The sequence below is a fragment of the Sphingomonas sp. JC676 genome (assembly GCF_014489075.1).
Taxonomy (GTDB): domain Bacteria; phylum Pseudomonadota; class Alphaproteobacteria; order Sphingomonadales; family Sphingomonadaceae; genus Sphingomonas.
The window spans coordinates 437115-452755 of sequence record NZ_JACTGR010000004.1 but is presented as its reverse complement, the minus strand read 5'-3'; the positions used below and the strand labels follow the sequence as shown (position 1 = coordinate 452755).

16 protein-coding genes are annotated in these 15641 nt (G+C 65.0%); 12 read left to right on the top strand and 4 right to left on the bottom strand.

Annotated features, from left to right (window positions below; translation table 11 throughout):
• Positions 1-30 precede the first annotated feature (30 nt).
• From IAG41_RS15645 to IAG41_RS15620, 6 genes are all read left to right on the top strand, one after another.
• A complete protein-coding gene (locus tag IAG41_RS15645; protein WP_187729577.1) occupies positions 31-2319 on the top strand; it encodes an FdhF/YdeP family oxidoreductase in 2289 nt (762 codons plus the stop codon).
• The gene (locus tag IAG41_RS15640) at positions 2316-3095 is read left to right on the top strand and encodes a formate dehydrogenase accessory sulfurtransferase FdhD (RefSeq protein WP_262408720.1); all 780 of its coding nucleotides are present in this window, start codon (positions 2316-2318) and stop codon (positions 3093-3095) included. Before IAG41_RS15645 ends, IAG41_RS15640 begins: the two co-directional genes overlap by 4 nt.
• Positions 3092-3619, top strand: a complete 528-nt coding sequence (locus IAG41_RS15635; protein WP_187729575.1) for a molybdenum cofactor guanylyltransferase — start codon at positions 3092-3094, stop codon at positions 3617-3619. The genes IAG41_RS15640 and IAG41_RS15635 overlap by 4 nt, the downstream gene beginning before the upstream one ends.
• A complete protein-coding gene (locus IAG41_RS15630) occupies positions 3612-4820 on the top strand; it encodes a molybdopterin molybdotransferase MoeA (protein WP_187729574.1) in 1209 nt (402 codons plus the stop codon). The genes IAG41_RS15635 and IAG41_RS15630 overlap by 8 nt, the downstream gene beginning before the upstream one ends.
• A gap of 206 nt (positions 4821-5026) precedes the next feature.
• Positions 5027-5284 carry a DUF6894 family protein gene (locus IAG41_RS15625; RefSeq protein ID WP_187729573.1) on the top strand — a complete coding sequence of 86 codons (258 nt, stop codon included), beginning with the start codon at positions 5027-5029 and terminating at the stop codon, positions 5282-5284.
• Positions 5281-6000, top strand: coding sequence for a Crp/Fnr family transcriptional regulator (locus IAG41_RS15620; RefSeq protein ID WP_187729572.1), 720 nt, complete (start codon positions 5281-5283; stop codon positions 5998-6000). The genes IAG41_RS15625 and IAG41_RS15620 overlap by 4 nt, the downstream gene beginning before the upstream one ends.
• 25 nt (positions 6001-6025) lie before the next feature.
• Here the strand turns inward: IAG41_RS15620 and IAG41_RS15615 are convergent, their stop codons facing one another.
• Positions 6026-6778: a Crp/Fnr family transcriptional regulator gene (locus IAG41_RS15615; protein WP_187729571.1), complete on the bottom strand. Its 753-nt coding sequence runs from the start codon at positions 6776-6778 to the stop codon at positions 6026-6028.
• Positions 6779-6998: 220 nt separating this feature from the next.
• Between IAG41_RS15615 and IAG41_RS15610 the strand changes: the two genes are divergently transcribed.
• The 3 genes from IAG41_RS15610 to IAG41_RS15600 all read left to right on the top strand — a co-directional run bounded on the left by IAG41_RS15610 (position 6999) and on the right by IAG41_RS15600 (position 8197).
• Positions 6999-7205, top strand: a complete 207-nt coding sequence (locus tag IAG41_RS15610) for a hypothetical protein (protein WP_187729570.1) — start codon at positions 6999-7001, stop codon at positions 7203-7205.
• A gap of 41 nt (positions 7206-7246) precedes the next feature.
• Entirely contained in the window at positions 7247-7519 is a 273-nt protein-coding gene (locus IAG41_RS15605) for a hypothetical protein (RefSeq protein ID WP_187729569.1), read from the top strand.
• A 138-nt stretch (positions 7520-7657) separates the two neighbouring features.
• Entirely contained in the window at positions 7658-8197 is a 540-nt protein-coding gene (locus tag IAG41_RS15600) for a hemerythrin domain-containing protein (RefSeq protein WP_187729568.1), read from the top strand.
• A 310-nt stretch (positions 8198-8507) separates the two neighbouring features.
• Here IAG41_RS15600 and IAG41_RS15595 read toward each other — a convergent pair whose 3' ends face one another.
• The 3 genes from IAG41_RS15595 to IAG41_RS15585 all read right to left on the bottom strand — a co-directional run bounded on the left by IAG41_RS15595 (position 8508) and on the right by IAG41_RS15585 (position 9969).
• Complete coding sequence (locus IAG41_RS15595) at positions 8508-8690, bottom strand: hypothetical protein (protein WP_187729567.1); 183 nt, start codon at positions 8688-8690, stop codon at positions 8508-8510.
• Positions 8691-9210: 520 nt separating this feature from the next.
• Complete coding sequence (locus IAG41_RS23500; RefSeq protein ID WP_187729566.1) at positions 9211-9582, bottom strand: PAS domain-containing protein; 372 nt, start codon at positions 9580-9582, stop codon at positions 9211-9213.
• A 99-nt stretch (positions 9583-9681) separates the two neighbouring features.
• Entirely contained in the window at positions 9682-9969 is a 288-nt protein-coding gene (locus tag IAG41_RS15585) for a hypothetical protein (RefSeq protein ID WP_187729565.1), read from the bottom strand.
• 403 nt (positions 9970-10372) lie between these two features.
• Here IAG41_RS15585 and IAG41_RS15580 point away from each other — a divergent pair, with 403 nt between their 5' ends.
• The 3 genes from IAG41_RS15580 to IAG41_RS15570 all read left to right on the top strand — a co-directional run bounded on the left by IAG41_RS15580 (position 10373) and on the right by IAG41_RS15570 (position 15306).
• Positions 10373-13885, top strand: a complete 3513-nt coding sequence (locus tag IAG41_RS15580; protein WP_187729564.1) for a chemotaxis protein CheB — start codon at positions 10373-10375, stop codon at positions 13883-13885.
• Positions 13886-14266 (top strand): response regulator, encoded by a 381-nt coding sequence (locus IAG41_RS15575; protein WP_187729563.1) that lies wholly within the window; start codon positions 13886-13888, stop codon positions 14264-14266. It begins immediately after the preceding gene.
• A 65-nt stretch (positions 14267-14331) separates the two neighbouring features.
• Positions 14332-15306, top strand: coding sequence for a chemotaxis protein CheB (locus IAG41_RS15570; protein ID WP_187729562.1), 975 nt, complete (start codon positions 14332-14334; stop codon positions 15304-15306).
• The last annotated feature ends 335 nt before the right edge of the window (positions 15307-15641 follow it).

Here is a 15641-nt window from a genome sequence, read left to right as displayed (position 1 = left end):
ACCGTTCCGAAGATGGCGAAAGGTTGGATCATGGCCAAGCAGCGTTCGGACAAGCCGGAGATCAAGCCCTATAAAGGTCCGGCGGGCGGCTGGGGCTCGGTCCGCTCGCTCGCCGAGATCTTGCCGCGCGAGCATGTCACGCCCGACACGATCCGCCAGCTCGCCCGGCAGAACAAGCCCGACGGCTTCATGTGCGTGAGCTGCGCCTGGGCGAAGCCCGCCGATCATCACCCCGCGGAATTCTGCGAAGAAGGCGCAAAGGCGACCGCCTGGGAACTGACGACGCGCCGCACGACGCCCGCGTTCTTCGAGCAGCATACGCTGAGCGAATTGCGCGGCTGGCGGGACTACGACCTCGAGCAGCATGGCCGGCTGACCCATCCGCTGCGCTACGATCCCGCGACCGACAAGTATGTCGCGTGCGGTTGGGAAGAAGCTTTTGACGGGATCGGCGCCGCGCTGCGGCCTCTCGACCCCAAGTCGGTCGTCTTCTATTCCTCCGGTCGCACCAGCCTGGAGGCCTCGTACATGTACGGCCTGATGGCGCGGATGTTCGGCAACCAGAACCTGCCCGACAGCTCGAACATGTGCCATGAGTCCACCTCGGTCGGCCTCAAGGCGGCGATCGGCGTGCCAGTCGGTACCACGCAACTGAAGGACTTCGAGGCATGCGACTGCATCCTGTTCTTCGGCCAGAATGTCGGATCGAACGCACCGCGGATGCTGCATGACCTGCGCTCGGCCCGGAAGCGCGGCGTCGAGATCATCACCTTCAATCCCTTGAAGGAGCGTGGGCTCGAGCGCTTCACCGATCCGCAGAATCCGGTCGAGATGGCGACCGGCGGCGAGACCCAGATCTCGACCCAATATCACCAGGTGAAAACGGGCGGCGATATCGCGGCGATGCTCGGCATCGCCAAGTTCCTCGTCGAATGGGACGATGCCGCGCTGGCGGTGGGCGATCCACCGGTGCTCGACCGCGACTTCATCGCGCAGCACACCAAGGATTTCGAGGCCTTTGCCGACCATGCGCGCAAGGCCGAATGGGCCGATATCGTCCGTGAGTCCGGGCTGGAGCAGTCGGCGCTCGAAGAGACGGCGCGGGTCTATGCCAAGGCCAAGGCGGTCCTCGCCATCTACGGCATGGGACTGACCCAGCATGTAAAGGGCGTCGAGAATGTCCGGGTGCTGGTCAATTTGCTGCTGCTTCGCGGCAATATCGGCAAGCCCGGCGCGGGGCCGACGCCGGTCCGGGGTCATTCCAACGTCCAGGGCCAGCGCACGGTCGGGATCACCGAGAAAACAGAGCTGGTGCCGGTCGACAAATTGAAGGAGCTCTACGGCTTCGATCCGCCGACCGAGAAGGGCCTCGACACCGTCGAGACCTGCCGCGGCGTGATCCAGGGCTCGGTAAAGGCTGTGATCGGGCTGGGCGGCAACTTCCTGCGCGCGGTGCCTGAGACGGAAGCAATGGAGGCGGCATGGCCGCGGCTCGACCTCTCCGTCCAGATCGCGACCAAGCTCAACCGCAACCATCTCTTCCCGGGCAAGGTTACCTATTTGCTGCCCTGTCTCGGCCGCATCGAGGAGGATGTGCAGGAGAGCGGGCCGCAGGCGGTGTCGATGGAGGATTCGACGAGCTGCATCCATGGCTCGCGCGGCAAGGCCAAGCCGGCCAGCCCGCACCTCCTTTCCGAGCCGCGCATCGTCGCCGAGATCGCCAAGCGCATCCTGCCGCCCAACCCGCGCATCGACTGGGACGGCTGGGTCGCCGACTATGGCCGCATCCGCGACGCGATCGAGGCGACCTATCCGGCGATCTTCCAGGACTTCAACCAGCGCCTGTTCACCCCCGGCGGCTTCTGGAAGGGGAACAAGGCGGCCGAGCGCATCTGGGAGACGCCGAGCAAGAAGGCGGAGTTCCTGGTCCCGACCGGATTGAGCGCGACCGGGTTCGGCGACGCGGAAGGTCGGTTCCGGCTGATGACTCTCCGCTCCAACGACCAGTTCAACACCACGATCTATGGCTATCACGACCGCTTTCGCGGCGTGAAGGGCACGCGCGACGTGCTGTTCATCCATCCTGAGGACATGCCGGGCGCGGGCGTCGTCGAGGGCCAGATCATCGCGCTCGAAAGCGACGCCGGCGACGGCACGCTGCGCCGGCGCGAGGGCCTGATCGTCACGCCCTACGACATCCCGCGCGGATGCCTGGGCGCCTATTATCCCGAGGCCAATGTGCTGATGCCGGTCGAGCATCATGCCGAGCAGAGCCATGTGCCCGCGGCCAAGTCGGTGCCGGTCCGGATTTGCGCCTGAGCGGCGCGTCTTCCTTTCGCTTCGAGCAGGTCGGGGCCGATGGCGCGACCCAAGCGCGCAGCCGCGCCATCGCCGAGGAAGTGCCGGTCGCGATCGAGTGCAACGGCCTCGGCTATGCCGTGCTGATGGCCAGCCCGGGCGATCTGCTCGACCTCGGCTATGGCTTCGCGCTGACGGAGCGACTGATCGACGGCGCCGAGGATCTGCTCGACGCCGAGGTCCACGCGCTCGAGCATGGCATGCTGCTGCGGATGACGCTCGCCCCCCACGTTGCCGGGCGCGTCCTGGACCGGGTCCGCCATCGGACCGCCGATTCCACGTGCGGCCTGTGCGGCGTGGAGAGCCTCGAACAGGCCTTGCGGCCGCTGCCGCAGCGGACGGCAGAATGGGGCGGCCAGGATCGCGCCATATTCGCCGCGCTCCACGCACTCGAAGGCGCACAGCCGCTCGGCGCCGCGACCAGGGCGGTCCACGGCGCGGCGGCCTGCAGCGAACAGGGCGCGATCCGCCTGGTGCGCGAGGATGTCGGACGCCACAATGCGTTCGACAAGCTGATCGGCGCGATGCTGCGCGCCGGGCTTGCCTGGGACGGTGGCTTCGCGCTGCTGACGTCGCGCTGTTCCTATGAGCTGGTCGAAAAGGCGGCGCTCTCCGCCTGCCCGATGCTCGCCACGATCTCCGCGCCGACAGCGCTCGCCCTCGCCCGCGCACGCGAGGCGGGACTGGCGCTGCGGGTCCTCGCCCGGCCCGACGCGCTGTTGCGGCCCCTACCGTGAGGGTGCTCGGCGCGATCCTCGCGGGCGGCCAGTCGCGCCGCTTCGGCAGCGACAAGGCCGGGGCGCTGCTGGATGGGCGGACGCTGATCGATCATGTCCGCGCCGCGCTGTCCCGACAGACCGCAGCGATCATCGTCTGCGGCCGCCCGGGATATGGTCCGGTTATCGAGGATCGCCCGCGGTCCGGGCTCGGTCCGCTCGGCGGGCTTTGCGCGGCGCTGGCTTATGGCGGAGCATCCGGCTTCGATGCCGTGCTGAGCGTGCCCTGCGACACCCCCGACTTGCCGGACGACCTCCTGACCCGGCTCTCGCGCGCCCCCCTCCCCGCTTTCGTCGCAGAGCTTCCGGTCATCGGCCTTTGGCCCTGCGCGCTCTCGCCGCTCCTGGACGCGCATCTGGAACGAAGCGAGGATCGATCGCTGCGCGCCTGGGCCCGGGCCGCCGGCGCCCATGCGGTCGAGCTCGTAGCCGTGCCGACCAACATTAATTCACCCGACGACCTGTCGGCCTATCGGCATGGCTAGCGCGGACCGCCTCACCGTCGCCGAAGGCCTTGCGCGTATTCGCGGGCTGACGCCGCGGCTCGGCGTCGAGACGATCGCCACCAGCGAGGCCAATGCACGGATCCTCGCCGAGACGGTGCATGCGCGCTCGAACGTACCGCGCTTCGCCTGCTCGGCGATGGACGGCTATGCGCTTCGCAGCGCCGACACCGAAGGCGCGAGCGAAGGCGCTCCGGTCGCGCTTGCGCTGAACCCGCCCCTTTCGACCGGCGCCGCGGCGACGACGCTGGCTCCCGGGACCGCCACGCCGATCAGCACCGGCGCGCCCATCCCCCCTGGAGCCGACACCGTCCTGGTCCGGGAGCGCGCGACGATCGAGGGGGACCGCTTGCGGCTGCCCGCGCCGATCGCCGCCTGGACCAACATTCGCGCCGAAGGCGAGGATGTAGCGCGAGGCGCCGTGCTCGGAACCGGCGGCGTACGGCTCGATCCGGAGCGCATCGGCATGCTCGCCGCCGCCGGCATCGGCCAGGTCCTGGTCCGGTGCCGTCCCCGGCTCGGCTATTTCTCGACCGGGGACGAGCTCGCCGAAAGTATCGCCGGGTCGGCCAGCGCGATCGCCGATGCCAACCGGCCGATGATCGCCGCGCTTGCCGAGGATGCCGGCCTGCGCCTGCTCGATCTCGGCCATGCCAGTGACAGCGCGGCCGACATCGCCGCCAGGATCGAGCGGGCCGACGGTCGGGTCGACATCCTGTGCTCGAGCGGCGGCGTCTCCGGCGGTGCATTCGACTTCGTGCGCGCGTGCATCGAGGCGAGGCAGGGAGAAATCGCCTTTCACGGGCTGGAGATGCGCCCGGGCAAGCCGCTATTGTTCGCGCGCCTTCGCTCCGGCACGCTTTACTTCGGATTGCCGGGCAACCCGGTCGCCGCGCTGGTCGGATTCCGGTTCTTCGTACTCGAGGCAGTCCGCACCGCGCTCGGCCTGCCGCCCGAGGCCGGCCAGGCGATCTTGCATGGCGAGGCCGAGGGCCAGGGGCCGACGCGCTTCCTGCGGGTGTGTCTGGATGCCGATGGGGACGGCGCTCCGCGCTACGATGCTTCGCTCGACCAGCGATCGCATATCCTGTCGTCCGCCGCGCGCGCCGACGGCTGGCTCAGGTCCGACGATGCAAACGGCACCAGCACATTCTTTCCGAAGCGGTCCGGTCGCCTGACCTGATCGATCTCCCCCGGCCGCGAGGCAGCGGCCCAGCGGTGCGGTCCACCCTTTCGGTTTCCAATGCCGGACCGGCAATTCGTCATAATCGAAATCAAGTCCGCGGGTTCGCGCGCAACCCGCGGCACGCAGGAGGGTTGGCTCCCCACGACCGGGAAGCCAGCGGCGATCTCGGCAGGCTTCACCTCCGGACCGAATGGGTAGATTCGATGCAGCGCTATTTCTTCAACGTGTACAATGGAACGGGGCTGACGGAAGATCTGGAGGGCCTGGAATTGCCCGACCTCGAGGCCGCACGCGTGCAGGCGCTGAGCGGCATACGCTCGATCATCGGCGAGGAGCTCGCATCGGGCCTGGTCGATCTCAACGGCCGCCTCGAGATCTGCGACGAAGCGGGATCCGTTCTCCTGTCAGTACCGTTCAGCGATGCGGTCGAACTTCGGACACGCAGCGGGGACAAGGAATGATCGAGAAGCATCTACGCAAGCTTCGAGCGCGTGACGAGGTCACGGCCGAGGAGGAACGGGTCCTGCGTGCGCTCGTCGCGGAAGTGCGCGAAGTGCCGGCCAAGGCGACGGTGATCCGCGCGCGCCAGCGGCTCACCACCTCCACTTTGCTCCTCGAGGGCCTGATGTGCCGCTACAAGGATTTGAGCGAGGGCCAGCGCCAGATAAGCGAGCTGCATGTCGCGGGTGACTTTGTCGACCTGCACAGCTTCACGCTCAAGCGGCTCGACCACAACATCATGGCGCTCACCGCCTGCAAGATCGCAGTCGTCCCGCACGAGCGGTTGCGGGCGCTCTCCCACGACCATCCGCACCTGACCCGTCTCTACTGGTTCACGACGAACATGGACGCAGCGGTGCACCGCGAATGGGAGCTTTCGCTGGGCCGCCGCTCGGCGGTCGCGCGGATCGCCCAGCTTCTTGCGGAGATGCATGTCCGGCTCGGGCTGGTCGGGCTGACCGACGGACTGGAGTTTCGCTTGCCGCTCACGCAGGTGGATCTCGCCGAATGCGTCGGCCTGACCCCGGTGCACGTCAACCGCACGCTCAAGCTGCTGCGCGAGGACGGCGCGGTCGACATGCAGCGCGGGCGTGTGCGTATCCTCGACCTGGCGAGGCTTCATGCGATCGCAGAATTCAACCCGGACTATCTCTATCTCGAGAACGAACCGCGCTGATGCGCAGACGCGTATCGCCGCCAGGTCACGCGACCAGGCTGCGCTCGCCTTCGGCGAGTTCCAGATAAAGATAAGCGGGATCGAAGTCGCCGGCGACGCGCAGCGCATCCCAGTCGGAAATCGTCACCGAACGGCGGTTGCGCGAGATAAGGCCTGCCTGTTCCAACGCCTTCAGGGTCCGATTGACATGTACCGGGGTCAGGCCGAGCGCGTCGCCCAATTGCTCCTGCGTCATCGGCAGATCGTATCGGCTGCGCGCGGCCAGTCCGGCGCGCTCCTGGCGCAGCGCGAATTCGCAGAGGATATGCGCGGTCTTGGACCGCGCATCGCGCCGGCCGACATTCGCGATCCATTCGCGGAAGATCGAGCCGTCGATAAGCGTGTCGAGCCACATCGCGATCGCGACGTTCGGCCGGGCGGTGGCAAGCTCGATGATCGCGCGGCCCGAAATCAGAACGACCTCCGCCTCGGTCAACGCCTGCACGTTGTGATCCGCGGTCTTCAGCAGCGAGTTCTGCATGTTGACCATGTCACCGGCCATATGGACCGACACGATCTGGCGGTGCCCCGCAGCGATAATCTTGTGCCGGCACAGGAAGCCCGATCGCAGCAGGCACGAATTCTCCGCGGGCTCGCCTTCGCGGATCAGATGCTCGTGTGGGCGAAGTTTGCGCACCGTATAGGGCAGCGCTAGGACCGCGGTACGGTCCTCGGCGTCGAACTGACGGTGCCGCTCCAGTCGCTCGAGCATAGTATTGAGGATTGCTGGCGAATTCATGCGTGTCTCCCGCTGGCGGGAGCACGAGGCTCGCAGTCACCGATAGGCCAAGAAGGACCGGCAATGCCGCATGATAGCCGATACCAGGCTCGAATGATACCGCGCCGAAAGGCACGACCGGGACAATCTTCAGGCATTCGTAATCCAGTATAAGGTTCCAGACCGACGGGCGCTTTAACTTGCCTCGATCCCGAGCTGGGCAGCTATGGTGAGACGAGCAATGAAAAAAGACAGCGACAGGCTTTATTATGCGCGGCGCGCCGAGATCGAGCGGGCACGGGCGGAGACCAGCAAGGACGGTGCGGCCGCGATCGCACATTCGACGATGTCGGCCGAATATGAGCGGCGTGCGCGGGAAGCCGATGCCGAGACCAGGTTCGACGCGGTGCCGTGGTCCGCGCCCGGGCAAGCGCAAAGCTTGCACTAGGCCGGAACGTTTGCCGGGCAACTCACGCAAGGATCTCGAAATTGAAGACGCAATTCGTGCCTGGAGCGGCAAACGCTCCGGCAGCTGCATCGCGGATCAAGGGTCCGGCGGTTCAGCTGCTGCTCGTTGCCGGCTCGGCAATATGGATCGTCACCGGCGCTCCGCTGCATATTCTCGCGCTGCTGCTCTCGGCGTCCGCGCTGTCGCTCGCGCTGGTGCTGCTGGACGGCGAGAAGCGGCGGAACGCCGCCTTGCATGCGACGCTCGACAAGCTGTCGCGCGAAGTCAGCGTCAAGACGACCGGACAGGACTGAAGGGCGCTGCAAACCGGCCGCCTTTAACCGTGATGCGGCGATACCCGCCGCCGTCGGGACGGCGAAGACAGGGTGACCTTGGCGGAACGCGCGGCGGCGCGACCGGTTTAGCGCATACGAGAAAGCTGGAGGACGAGCATGTCGATACTGGACAAAGCGATAGCAGCGATCACCCCGCCTGAGAGCGACGAGGCACGCGCCAAGGCGCGGGCAAAGGCCGAGGCTGCGGCCAGGCCCGGCGACTGGCTTTCGCAGATTCTCGGCCATCACCGCGGCATCGAGGCGCAGTTCGCGGCGGTGAAAGCTGCGCCTGACGCGGCGACGCGGCGCGCGGAACAGAAGAAGCTGGGTATCCTTCTCACCGGACATTCGATCGCGGAGGAAGCCGCGATCTATCCGGCGCTGGCCGCCGACAAGCAGGTCGGGCATGCCGAGCTCGCTTATCAGGAGCAGTCGGCCGCCAAGATGGAAATGGGCCTGCTGGAGCGGCTCGATCCGATGAGCGAGGACTATCTCGACAAGCTCGGGCATATCGAGGGCGCGGTCGCGCACCATGTCTATTCCGAGGAAGGGACATGGTTCACCGAACTCGCCGAGTCGGTAAGCGCCGAAGACCAGGCACGGATCGCCCTGCGCTATGCCGAGGAATATGGCCGCTATATGGGCGCCGGCGCCTAGCGCCGCCGGGCCGGAGCCTGCCGGGACACCGTCATTTGTCCGGGCGCGCCGCGCGCAGCGTGTAGAGATAGGCGGCGATGTCTCGGGCCTGTTTGTCGCTGAGGCCCATGTCGGGCATGCCGCCTTGGCGATCGATTGCCTGCGGTTGCTTGCACCCAACGGATCATGTTGCCCGGCGTGTTGCCGAGCCGGCCGGCCAGTTCCGCCCATTCGGCAATGCCGGCCAGCGACGGCGCCGCGCGCCCGCAACGCCCGCAATCACGTGACAGGAACCGCAACCGAGCTCAGAGACCGCGTCGAGCTAGCCGGATCAGGTCCGCAACTCGTCTTGCTCGGGAGATCCGTAGACCTTGTCCAGGTAAAGGCCCGCAAGCAGGTAATGCGCCTTCGCTGCGGCAGGATGGTCGGCACGCTGCGCTTGTTCCAGTTCCTGCTCGGCGCGACGATAGAGATAGCCAATCTCTTGATCGAGCGGTGTGATAGAGCTCGCCATATCCGGCTCCTTTGGACTTGCTAGCGTTCGGCGGCGTCCCGCGCTCGGGACGTCGATGGGAAGGCCAAGAGTGTGGCGACTGGGGTAGCTGACAATCGTTCGAGCGCCTGCGCATAGGTTTGCGCAAATTCCTGGTGCGTTCGCGAGACGCCAGGATCGACGGAGCGTTGCGCCTGCTCTACGGACTGCCGATATCGCTGTTCGAGATAGTCTCGGTCGGCTGCGTCGTTCATCACGTCCTCACTGGTTTCCCCGCAAGCCCCATTATGTCGCCGCTTTGCGAGCCAGTTCCTTCGCCTAGGTTAGATATTTGCGATTTCCGGCAGGTGGAGATCCGGATCGTACGGATGCTGGCAAATCGCTGGATGATTGCATAGAGATCCTCTTGGTCTCGCGCTTTCAATACTGATCCAGGATAGTGCACTCGCTTCGGCATATGCGAAATTGTGCTATCGCCGATCGGGACTTGAGCGTCGGCGGCTGAGAGCTGCCCGTGCTCCCGCTCGTTGACCGGAGTGATCTACATGTCCGAGCGCGATTCCGCCCTGCGGCCGTTTCTCAATCGTCTTCTCGATCGATCGCAACTCCGCGAGGAAGAGCAGCGCGTCATCGTGTCAGGACCGTTCAAGAAGTGGGGCTGCTGTCCCAGCACTTCCTCCATGCTGTAGCCCGAGAGAATGAGAAAAGCCTCATTTGCGAATATGATCGGGTTTCCGGACAAGGATGGATCGGTCACGGTCATCGGCATCCGTGTAGCGCGGACCGCCTCGACGAAGATGCCGCCCTCGCCACGCAATACTTCGATTCGATCTTGAGCTTGCGAACGCGCGGCCGTTCCCGTCTTGTCGATTTCGAACGCATTATGCCGCAGCTTCAAAGCCTCGCCCTCCATCGTCCGACTTGTGCAGCCGCCCTTGGGAGTTCAATTCGCAAATAGTCACCGCCGCCTCGCGCGGCCCAGGGCCTAGGTTGGGCAGTGAAGCGCCCGCGCTCAATTGCGCAGCAACGGCATCGGTCCAATACGACTCCGTCGCCCACTCCGAAGTTGTTGCGCGGCTTGCTCTTGAGCCAAGCTGGATCCGCGAGTCGGACTTTCGCCCGCCTCCGACAGGGTTTCCCGCGGTATTTGGGAGAGGCTGGTTCGACGCTCGGCGATCAAACGCAATTCATAGGCATTGGCAAGATCCATATGGATGCGAAAATTAGCCATGTCCTTGGCGGTCATCGCGGTCTCGCGCGCGGCAAAAGCGCGCCGCGCCCAACTATCCCCGTCGTCCATGTACAGGCCTCCATGCGTTTCTGCCGTAGATATGCGACCCTCGGTGGGGGCTCACACTAACAAGTGATGGTTTTTCGCGAATAATTACTGATATCTACGATTCTGGGTTCGAAATCGGCTGTCCAACCGTAGTTGTTCGGAAGCTATTCTCTGGCGGGCGAGAAGGTGAGTATATCTGGTCGACTGGCACTGTCATTTTGACGTGCGCGACGATCACCTTGTCTGCGACCGCCTAACGCTTGAAAAAGGCGGCGGCGCGGGTCAGACATTTCCGAATGGAAGGCTGTTGAAGCGTCAGAACATTGGCAGCTCGGGCCGCTGCTCAGCCGCAATTCCAAATGGCGCCCCCCCTGCGCAACTCGCGCTATAGGAACTTCGTCGAGGGGCTAAGGATTGCAAGATAATGAGCGAGAAACGCGAAAGACCTAAGCCGCTTGAGTTGATCGTCGGCATCGGCGCGTCCGCAGGGGGCCTCGAAGCCTTCACGACGTTCTTCTCCCATCTGCCGCAAGACAGCGGGATGGCATTCGTGCTGGTGCAGCACCTTTCTCCCGATCATGAAAGCTCGCTGGCAGAGATTCTAGCGCGGTCCGCGCCAATCCCGGTGGTCGAGGCTGTGCATGGCATGCGCGTCGAACCCGACAGGGTTCACGTTATCCCGCCTGACGCCACCTTGACGATCGAGGGCGGCAGGCTCCTGGTGATCAAACCTGCGCCCCCACGGTCGGACCGCCGACCAATCGATTCTTTCTTCACCTCGCTTTCGAAGGACCAGGGCGATAACGCCGTGTCGATCGTGCTGTCGGGCGTCGGAAGCGACGGGTCTGCCGGCCTCGTCGCCGTCAAGGAAAATGGCGGCCTCACGATCGCCCAGGCCGAGTTCGACCATCACGCCCTGCCCGGCATGCCGCAAAGCGCGGCGGCGACCGGGCTGGTCGATTATGTCCTGCCGGTCGAAGAGATGCCCGCGAAGTTGGCGGAGTATCGCGATCACCTGGCGCTCGTGGCCGGCCGCAAGGACGGTGACGGCACACGCATGGATGCAGCCGAGCATGTGGCGACAGTCCTTTCCGTCCTTCGCGCAAAGACCGGGCATGATTTCGCCAATTACAAGATCAAGACCGTCACCCGCCGCATCCAGCGCCGGATGCAGGTGCTCCAGGCCGATACCGTTGCCGCCTATATAGAGCGTCTGCGTGAGGACCCGGCGGAGCCTGAGTTGCTGTTCCGCGATCTGTTGATCGGCGTCACCGAATTCTTCCGCGACCCCGGGGCCTTTCTCGGCCTGTCGGCGGCGATCGAAGCCGTTCTCGAGCGCGGGGGCGGCGCCCAGTCGCTGCGCGTATGGGCGCCGGCCTGTTCGACAGGCGAGGAGGTCTACAGCCTGGCCATCACCATTCGCGAACTGCTCGAGGCGCGCGGTCTCAGTCTGGACGTCCAGATCTTCGGTACGGATGTCGACGACCAGGCAATCGAACACGCCCGGGCGGGGCGCTACCAGCGCACGACCGGCCTCTCGGCCGAACGCCTGCGGCGCTGGTTCTACGAAGAAGAGGGCGCTTTCGTCCCGATCCGGCAGATCCGGGGAATGTGCATCTTCTCTGTCCACAACGTTACCAAGGATCCGCCCTTCTCGAGGCTGGATCTGATCTCGTGCCGCAACCTCATGATCTATATGGACAATGATCTGCAGGACCGCATCCTGCGCACCTTTCACTATGCCTTGAAGGCTGACGGCCTCCTGTTCCTCGGGCTGTCGGAAGGCGTGAGCCGACACACCAAGCTCTTCACCCTCCAGGACAAAGCCGCGCACATTTTCCGCAGGCAGGACGCGGATGCGGCCTTCCCGGCCTTGCCGATGCCTGCGCAGGCACCTGCGCCAAACCGTTTCGTCGGCGAGCTCGGGCGCGGAGCCGGCGACCGCGTCGACCGAGCGGTCCGCGCTGCGCTGGCAAAGCATTCACCGGTATTTCTCGTGGTTGATCGGCAGAGCAACATATTGCGTTACTCGGGCGGCGAAGTTGCCCGCTACCTCGAACCTTCACCTGGGGTTGCCAGCCTCAGCCTCCTTTCCAACCTGCGCAAGAGCCTCCGGATCGCGGTACGCGAGGCACTGCAGGCGGTCCTGAAGACCGGAGAAGGAACGGTGATCGAGAATGTCTCCCTCCTCGCCGAGGGTCAGCAAAGGATGGTGAGCGTCATTGTCGAGCCGATCCAGGATACTGGCGGCGAAGGACTCTTTGCCGTTGCGTTTCTCGAGACGCGCATGGCGGGGACCACGCCGTTGGCGGCGGTCGAGGGCATCCCGAGAAGCCCGGAGGTGCTCGCCGCCGAGCAGGAGCTCCGCACGGCGCGGGCGCAGTTGCAGGCGACGATCGGCGACCTCGAAACGGCAAACGAGGAGATGAAGTCCTCCGCGGAGGAATATCAGTCGGTCAACGAGGAGCTGCAATCGACCAACGAGGAACTGCAAACGTCGAAGGAGGAAATGCAGTCGATCAACGAGGAGTTGCAGACCGTCAACGCCGAGATGATGGCAAAGAACGATCTGCTCTCCACCCTGAACAGCGACCTGCAAAACCTGCTGGACAGCACGCAGATCGCAACGATCTTTCTCGACGAGGATCTGCGCATCAAGAACTTCACGCCAGGCATGGTGGACATTTTCAGCCTGCGGGAGGGAGACCGGGGCCGTCCGCTCACGGACATCGTCAGCCTGCTTGCCTATGACGATTTGCGGCGCGACGTGGCGAAGGTCCTTCGCGAGCTGACCGTCATGGAGCGCGAGCTCGAGCTACAGGATCGCGGGGCATCCTATGTCATGCGCATTCGCCCCTATCGCAGCATCGAGCGGGTGATCGACGGCGTCGTCATCACCTTTGTCGATGTGACGGACCGGAAAAATGCTGAGCTGGCCAAGGGCCTTAGCGAGCGCCGCTTTACGGCGATCGTCAACCAGGCCACCGTCGGGGTCGTCGAGACGGATACCGCCGGACGCTTCCAACTGAGCAATGGCGCGTTCGAGACGATGGTCGGCAGGTCTGCGGAAGCGCTCCAACGGCTCCGCCGTCAGGAGTTGATCCATCCAGAAGATGCCGAGGAAATCGACCTCCGCTTCGATCGGGCCACCCAGGACGGGCAGCCGTTCGAGGCCGAGTATCGGCTACAGCGGGCCGATGGCGCGACGATATGGGTGCATGACAGCGTCTCGGTGCTCAGCGACAGCGACGGGCACGCCACTAGCGTCATCTCGGTGACGCTTGAGATCGACAAGCGCAAGCGTGCCGAGGAGCAAGCGGCGTTGCTTCTGGGAGAACTCGACCACCGGGTGAAGAATATCCTGGCGATCGTTTCCTCGATCGTCGCCCAGACCCTTCGGGCAGGTCTTTCGCCCGAAGCTTTCACCGAGACGATCGCGGGCCGGATCACGGCGATCACACGCGCACACAGTCTTCTCACGAACCGCGGCGCCGCCAGCGCCGGGACGCTGCGCGACCTTATCGAGACCGAGCTCGAGCCCTATCAAGGCCGCAATCTGCGGATCGACGGCCCGGTCGTCGTGCTTACGCCGAAGGCCGGCCTCTCGATGGCGATGGCGATCCACGAATTGGCCAGCAACGCGGCAAAATACGGTTCGCTTTCCGATCCGCAGGGTCAGCTCTCCGTGCTGTGGACGCTTGGCGAAGGCCCGGAACCCCATCTGCGATTGTCCTGGACGGAATCGGGCGGTCCCCCTGTCGCGGGCCCCCCTTCCCAACGGGGTTTCGGCACGACAGTCATCGAGCGCTCGCTGGGCTTCGAATTCGACGCGCAGGTCGAACGCAACTTTGCTCCGACCGGTGTCGTTTGCACCATTGACTTGCCCTTCACCTCCGAAGTCGGCGAGCTGCGCTCCGAGGAACCAGGAAGAAACTAGATGGTGGACCAGCGCATCGCAGAAGGCCGGCGCGTACTCGTCGTCGAGGATGAGATGACGATCGCGCTGGTGATCGAAGAGGCGCTGTCGGACCTCGGCGTGCAGGTCGTCGGACCTGCATCGCGTCTTGACATGGCACTGCGGCTCGCCAGAGAGGAGCGCATCGATGCCGCGATCCTCGACGTCAACATTCGGGGCGGTAACTCCTACCCCATTGCCGATATCCTGACTGAGCGCGGCATCCCGTTCCTGTTCTGCAGCGGTTATGGCGAATGGGCGCTCGAGGAACGGCATCGCGAACGCCCGCGCCTGACAAAGCCCTACAGCTCGAAAGACCTTGAGAGCCGGGTGCTCGAATTGTTCGGCTGGCCCGACCGGTAGCTCCTGGGCGAAAGTCCAGGGTGCAGGAGGCGGTCCGCCGACCCACACAGAGAGAGGAGGTCCCCTTGGCCAGGCGCGAGGTTATAACGATTGGTGGGTCGGCAGGGTCGATCGAGGTAATCAGGCGGATTTGCCGGGAATTGCCAGCGGACCTTCCCGCCTGCGTGCTGATCGCGGTCCATGTCGGGGCCGGCAGCCAGGACCTCCTAGCAGGCATCTTGGACAGTGGCGGACCGCTCACCGCCCGCACCGCAGTCGATGGCGAACCGCTCGAACGGGGTCGCATCTACGTCGCTCCGGCAGACCGTCACCTGGTCATCGACGGAGGGTTCGCACGCTTGGGGCGCGGACCGCGCGAGAACATGGCGCGCCCCGCGATCGACCCCCTTTTCAGGTCGGCCGGGATCAGCGCGGGACCCAGGGCAATCGGCGTCCTGCTTTCCGGCATGCTAAATGACGGGGCCTCTGGCTTGGCCGACCTCAAGCGGTGTGGGGGAGTCACCGTCGTGCAAAGCCCACTCGATGCGGTCGAAAGCGAGATGCCCCGCACCGCGCTGCTCGCCAGCGACATCGACTATCGGGCCTCGGCGAGTGATCTCGCCATTCTCCTGAGCCGGCTTGTCGATGAGGAACCCGGCCCGGCCCCTGCCCTGCCCGAAAGCGTTGCGCTTGAAGTGGCGATCGCCATGGGGCGGCCGTCCGACACCCCGCTGATCGCCGAGATTGCCGATCCCGTCCCGCTGAATTGCCCAGGTTGCGGCGGGACATTGTCGCAGGTCCGTCGCTCACCGCTGCGGTTTCGCTGCCAGGTGGGGCATGGCTACACTGCCGAAGCCTTGGCGCACGAACAGGAAAGCTCGGTCGACGAGGCGGTACGCATCGCCCTTCGGGTCGTCGGCGAGCGCGCCGTCCTGATGGAAAAGATGGCAGCCGACGCGCACCGGGCGGGAAGGAGCGCCGCGAGCGCAACGTTCGGCGAACGCGCCGAGGAATATAGGCGCTCCGCCACCGTGCTGATGAACGCCGTTGTCACGGGATGACCAATTGCGAAAATTGGGGACTGGTCGGCGGCCCATCAGCAGCCGGTCCTGTCCTTTTTCGTAAAAGATGCGGCGTAACATTGTCCAAGCATCCGCGCCCTAGGTCTCGACACGCAGATCGCCGGGTCGTTTGTCAGGCGCTCGGGGCTTCGGCTTCCGCCGAGCCCGGCCGGCGCTTGCGAGGGCCAACCGCGAGCGCAGCCTCGCCGATCTGCGCCTCATTTAGCGTTTCACCTGTCTTCAGGTTCGTACGGTAATTCGGGTCTTTGGAATACGCCTCTCGATCAAGGCAAGCGCTGCGTGAATTGCGCCTTCAAACCTGTCTTCAATCTGGG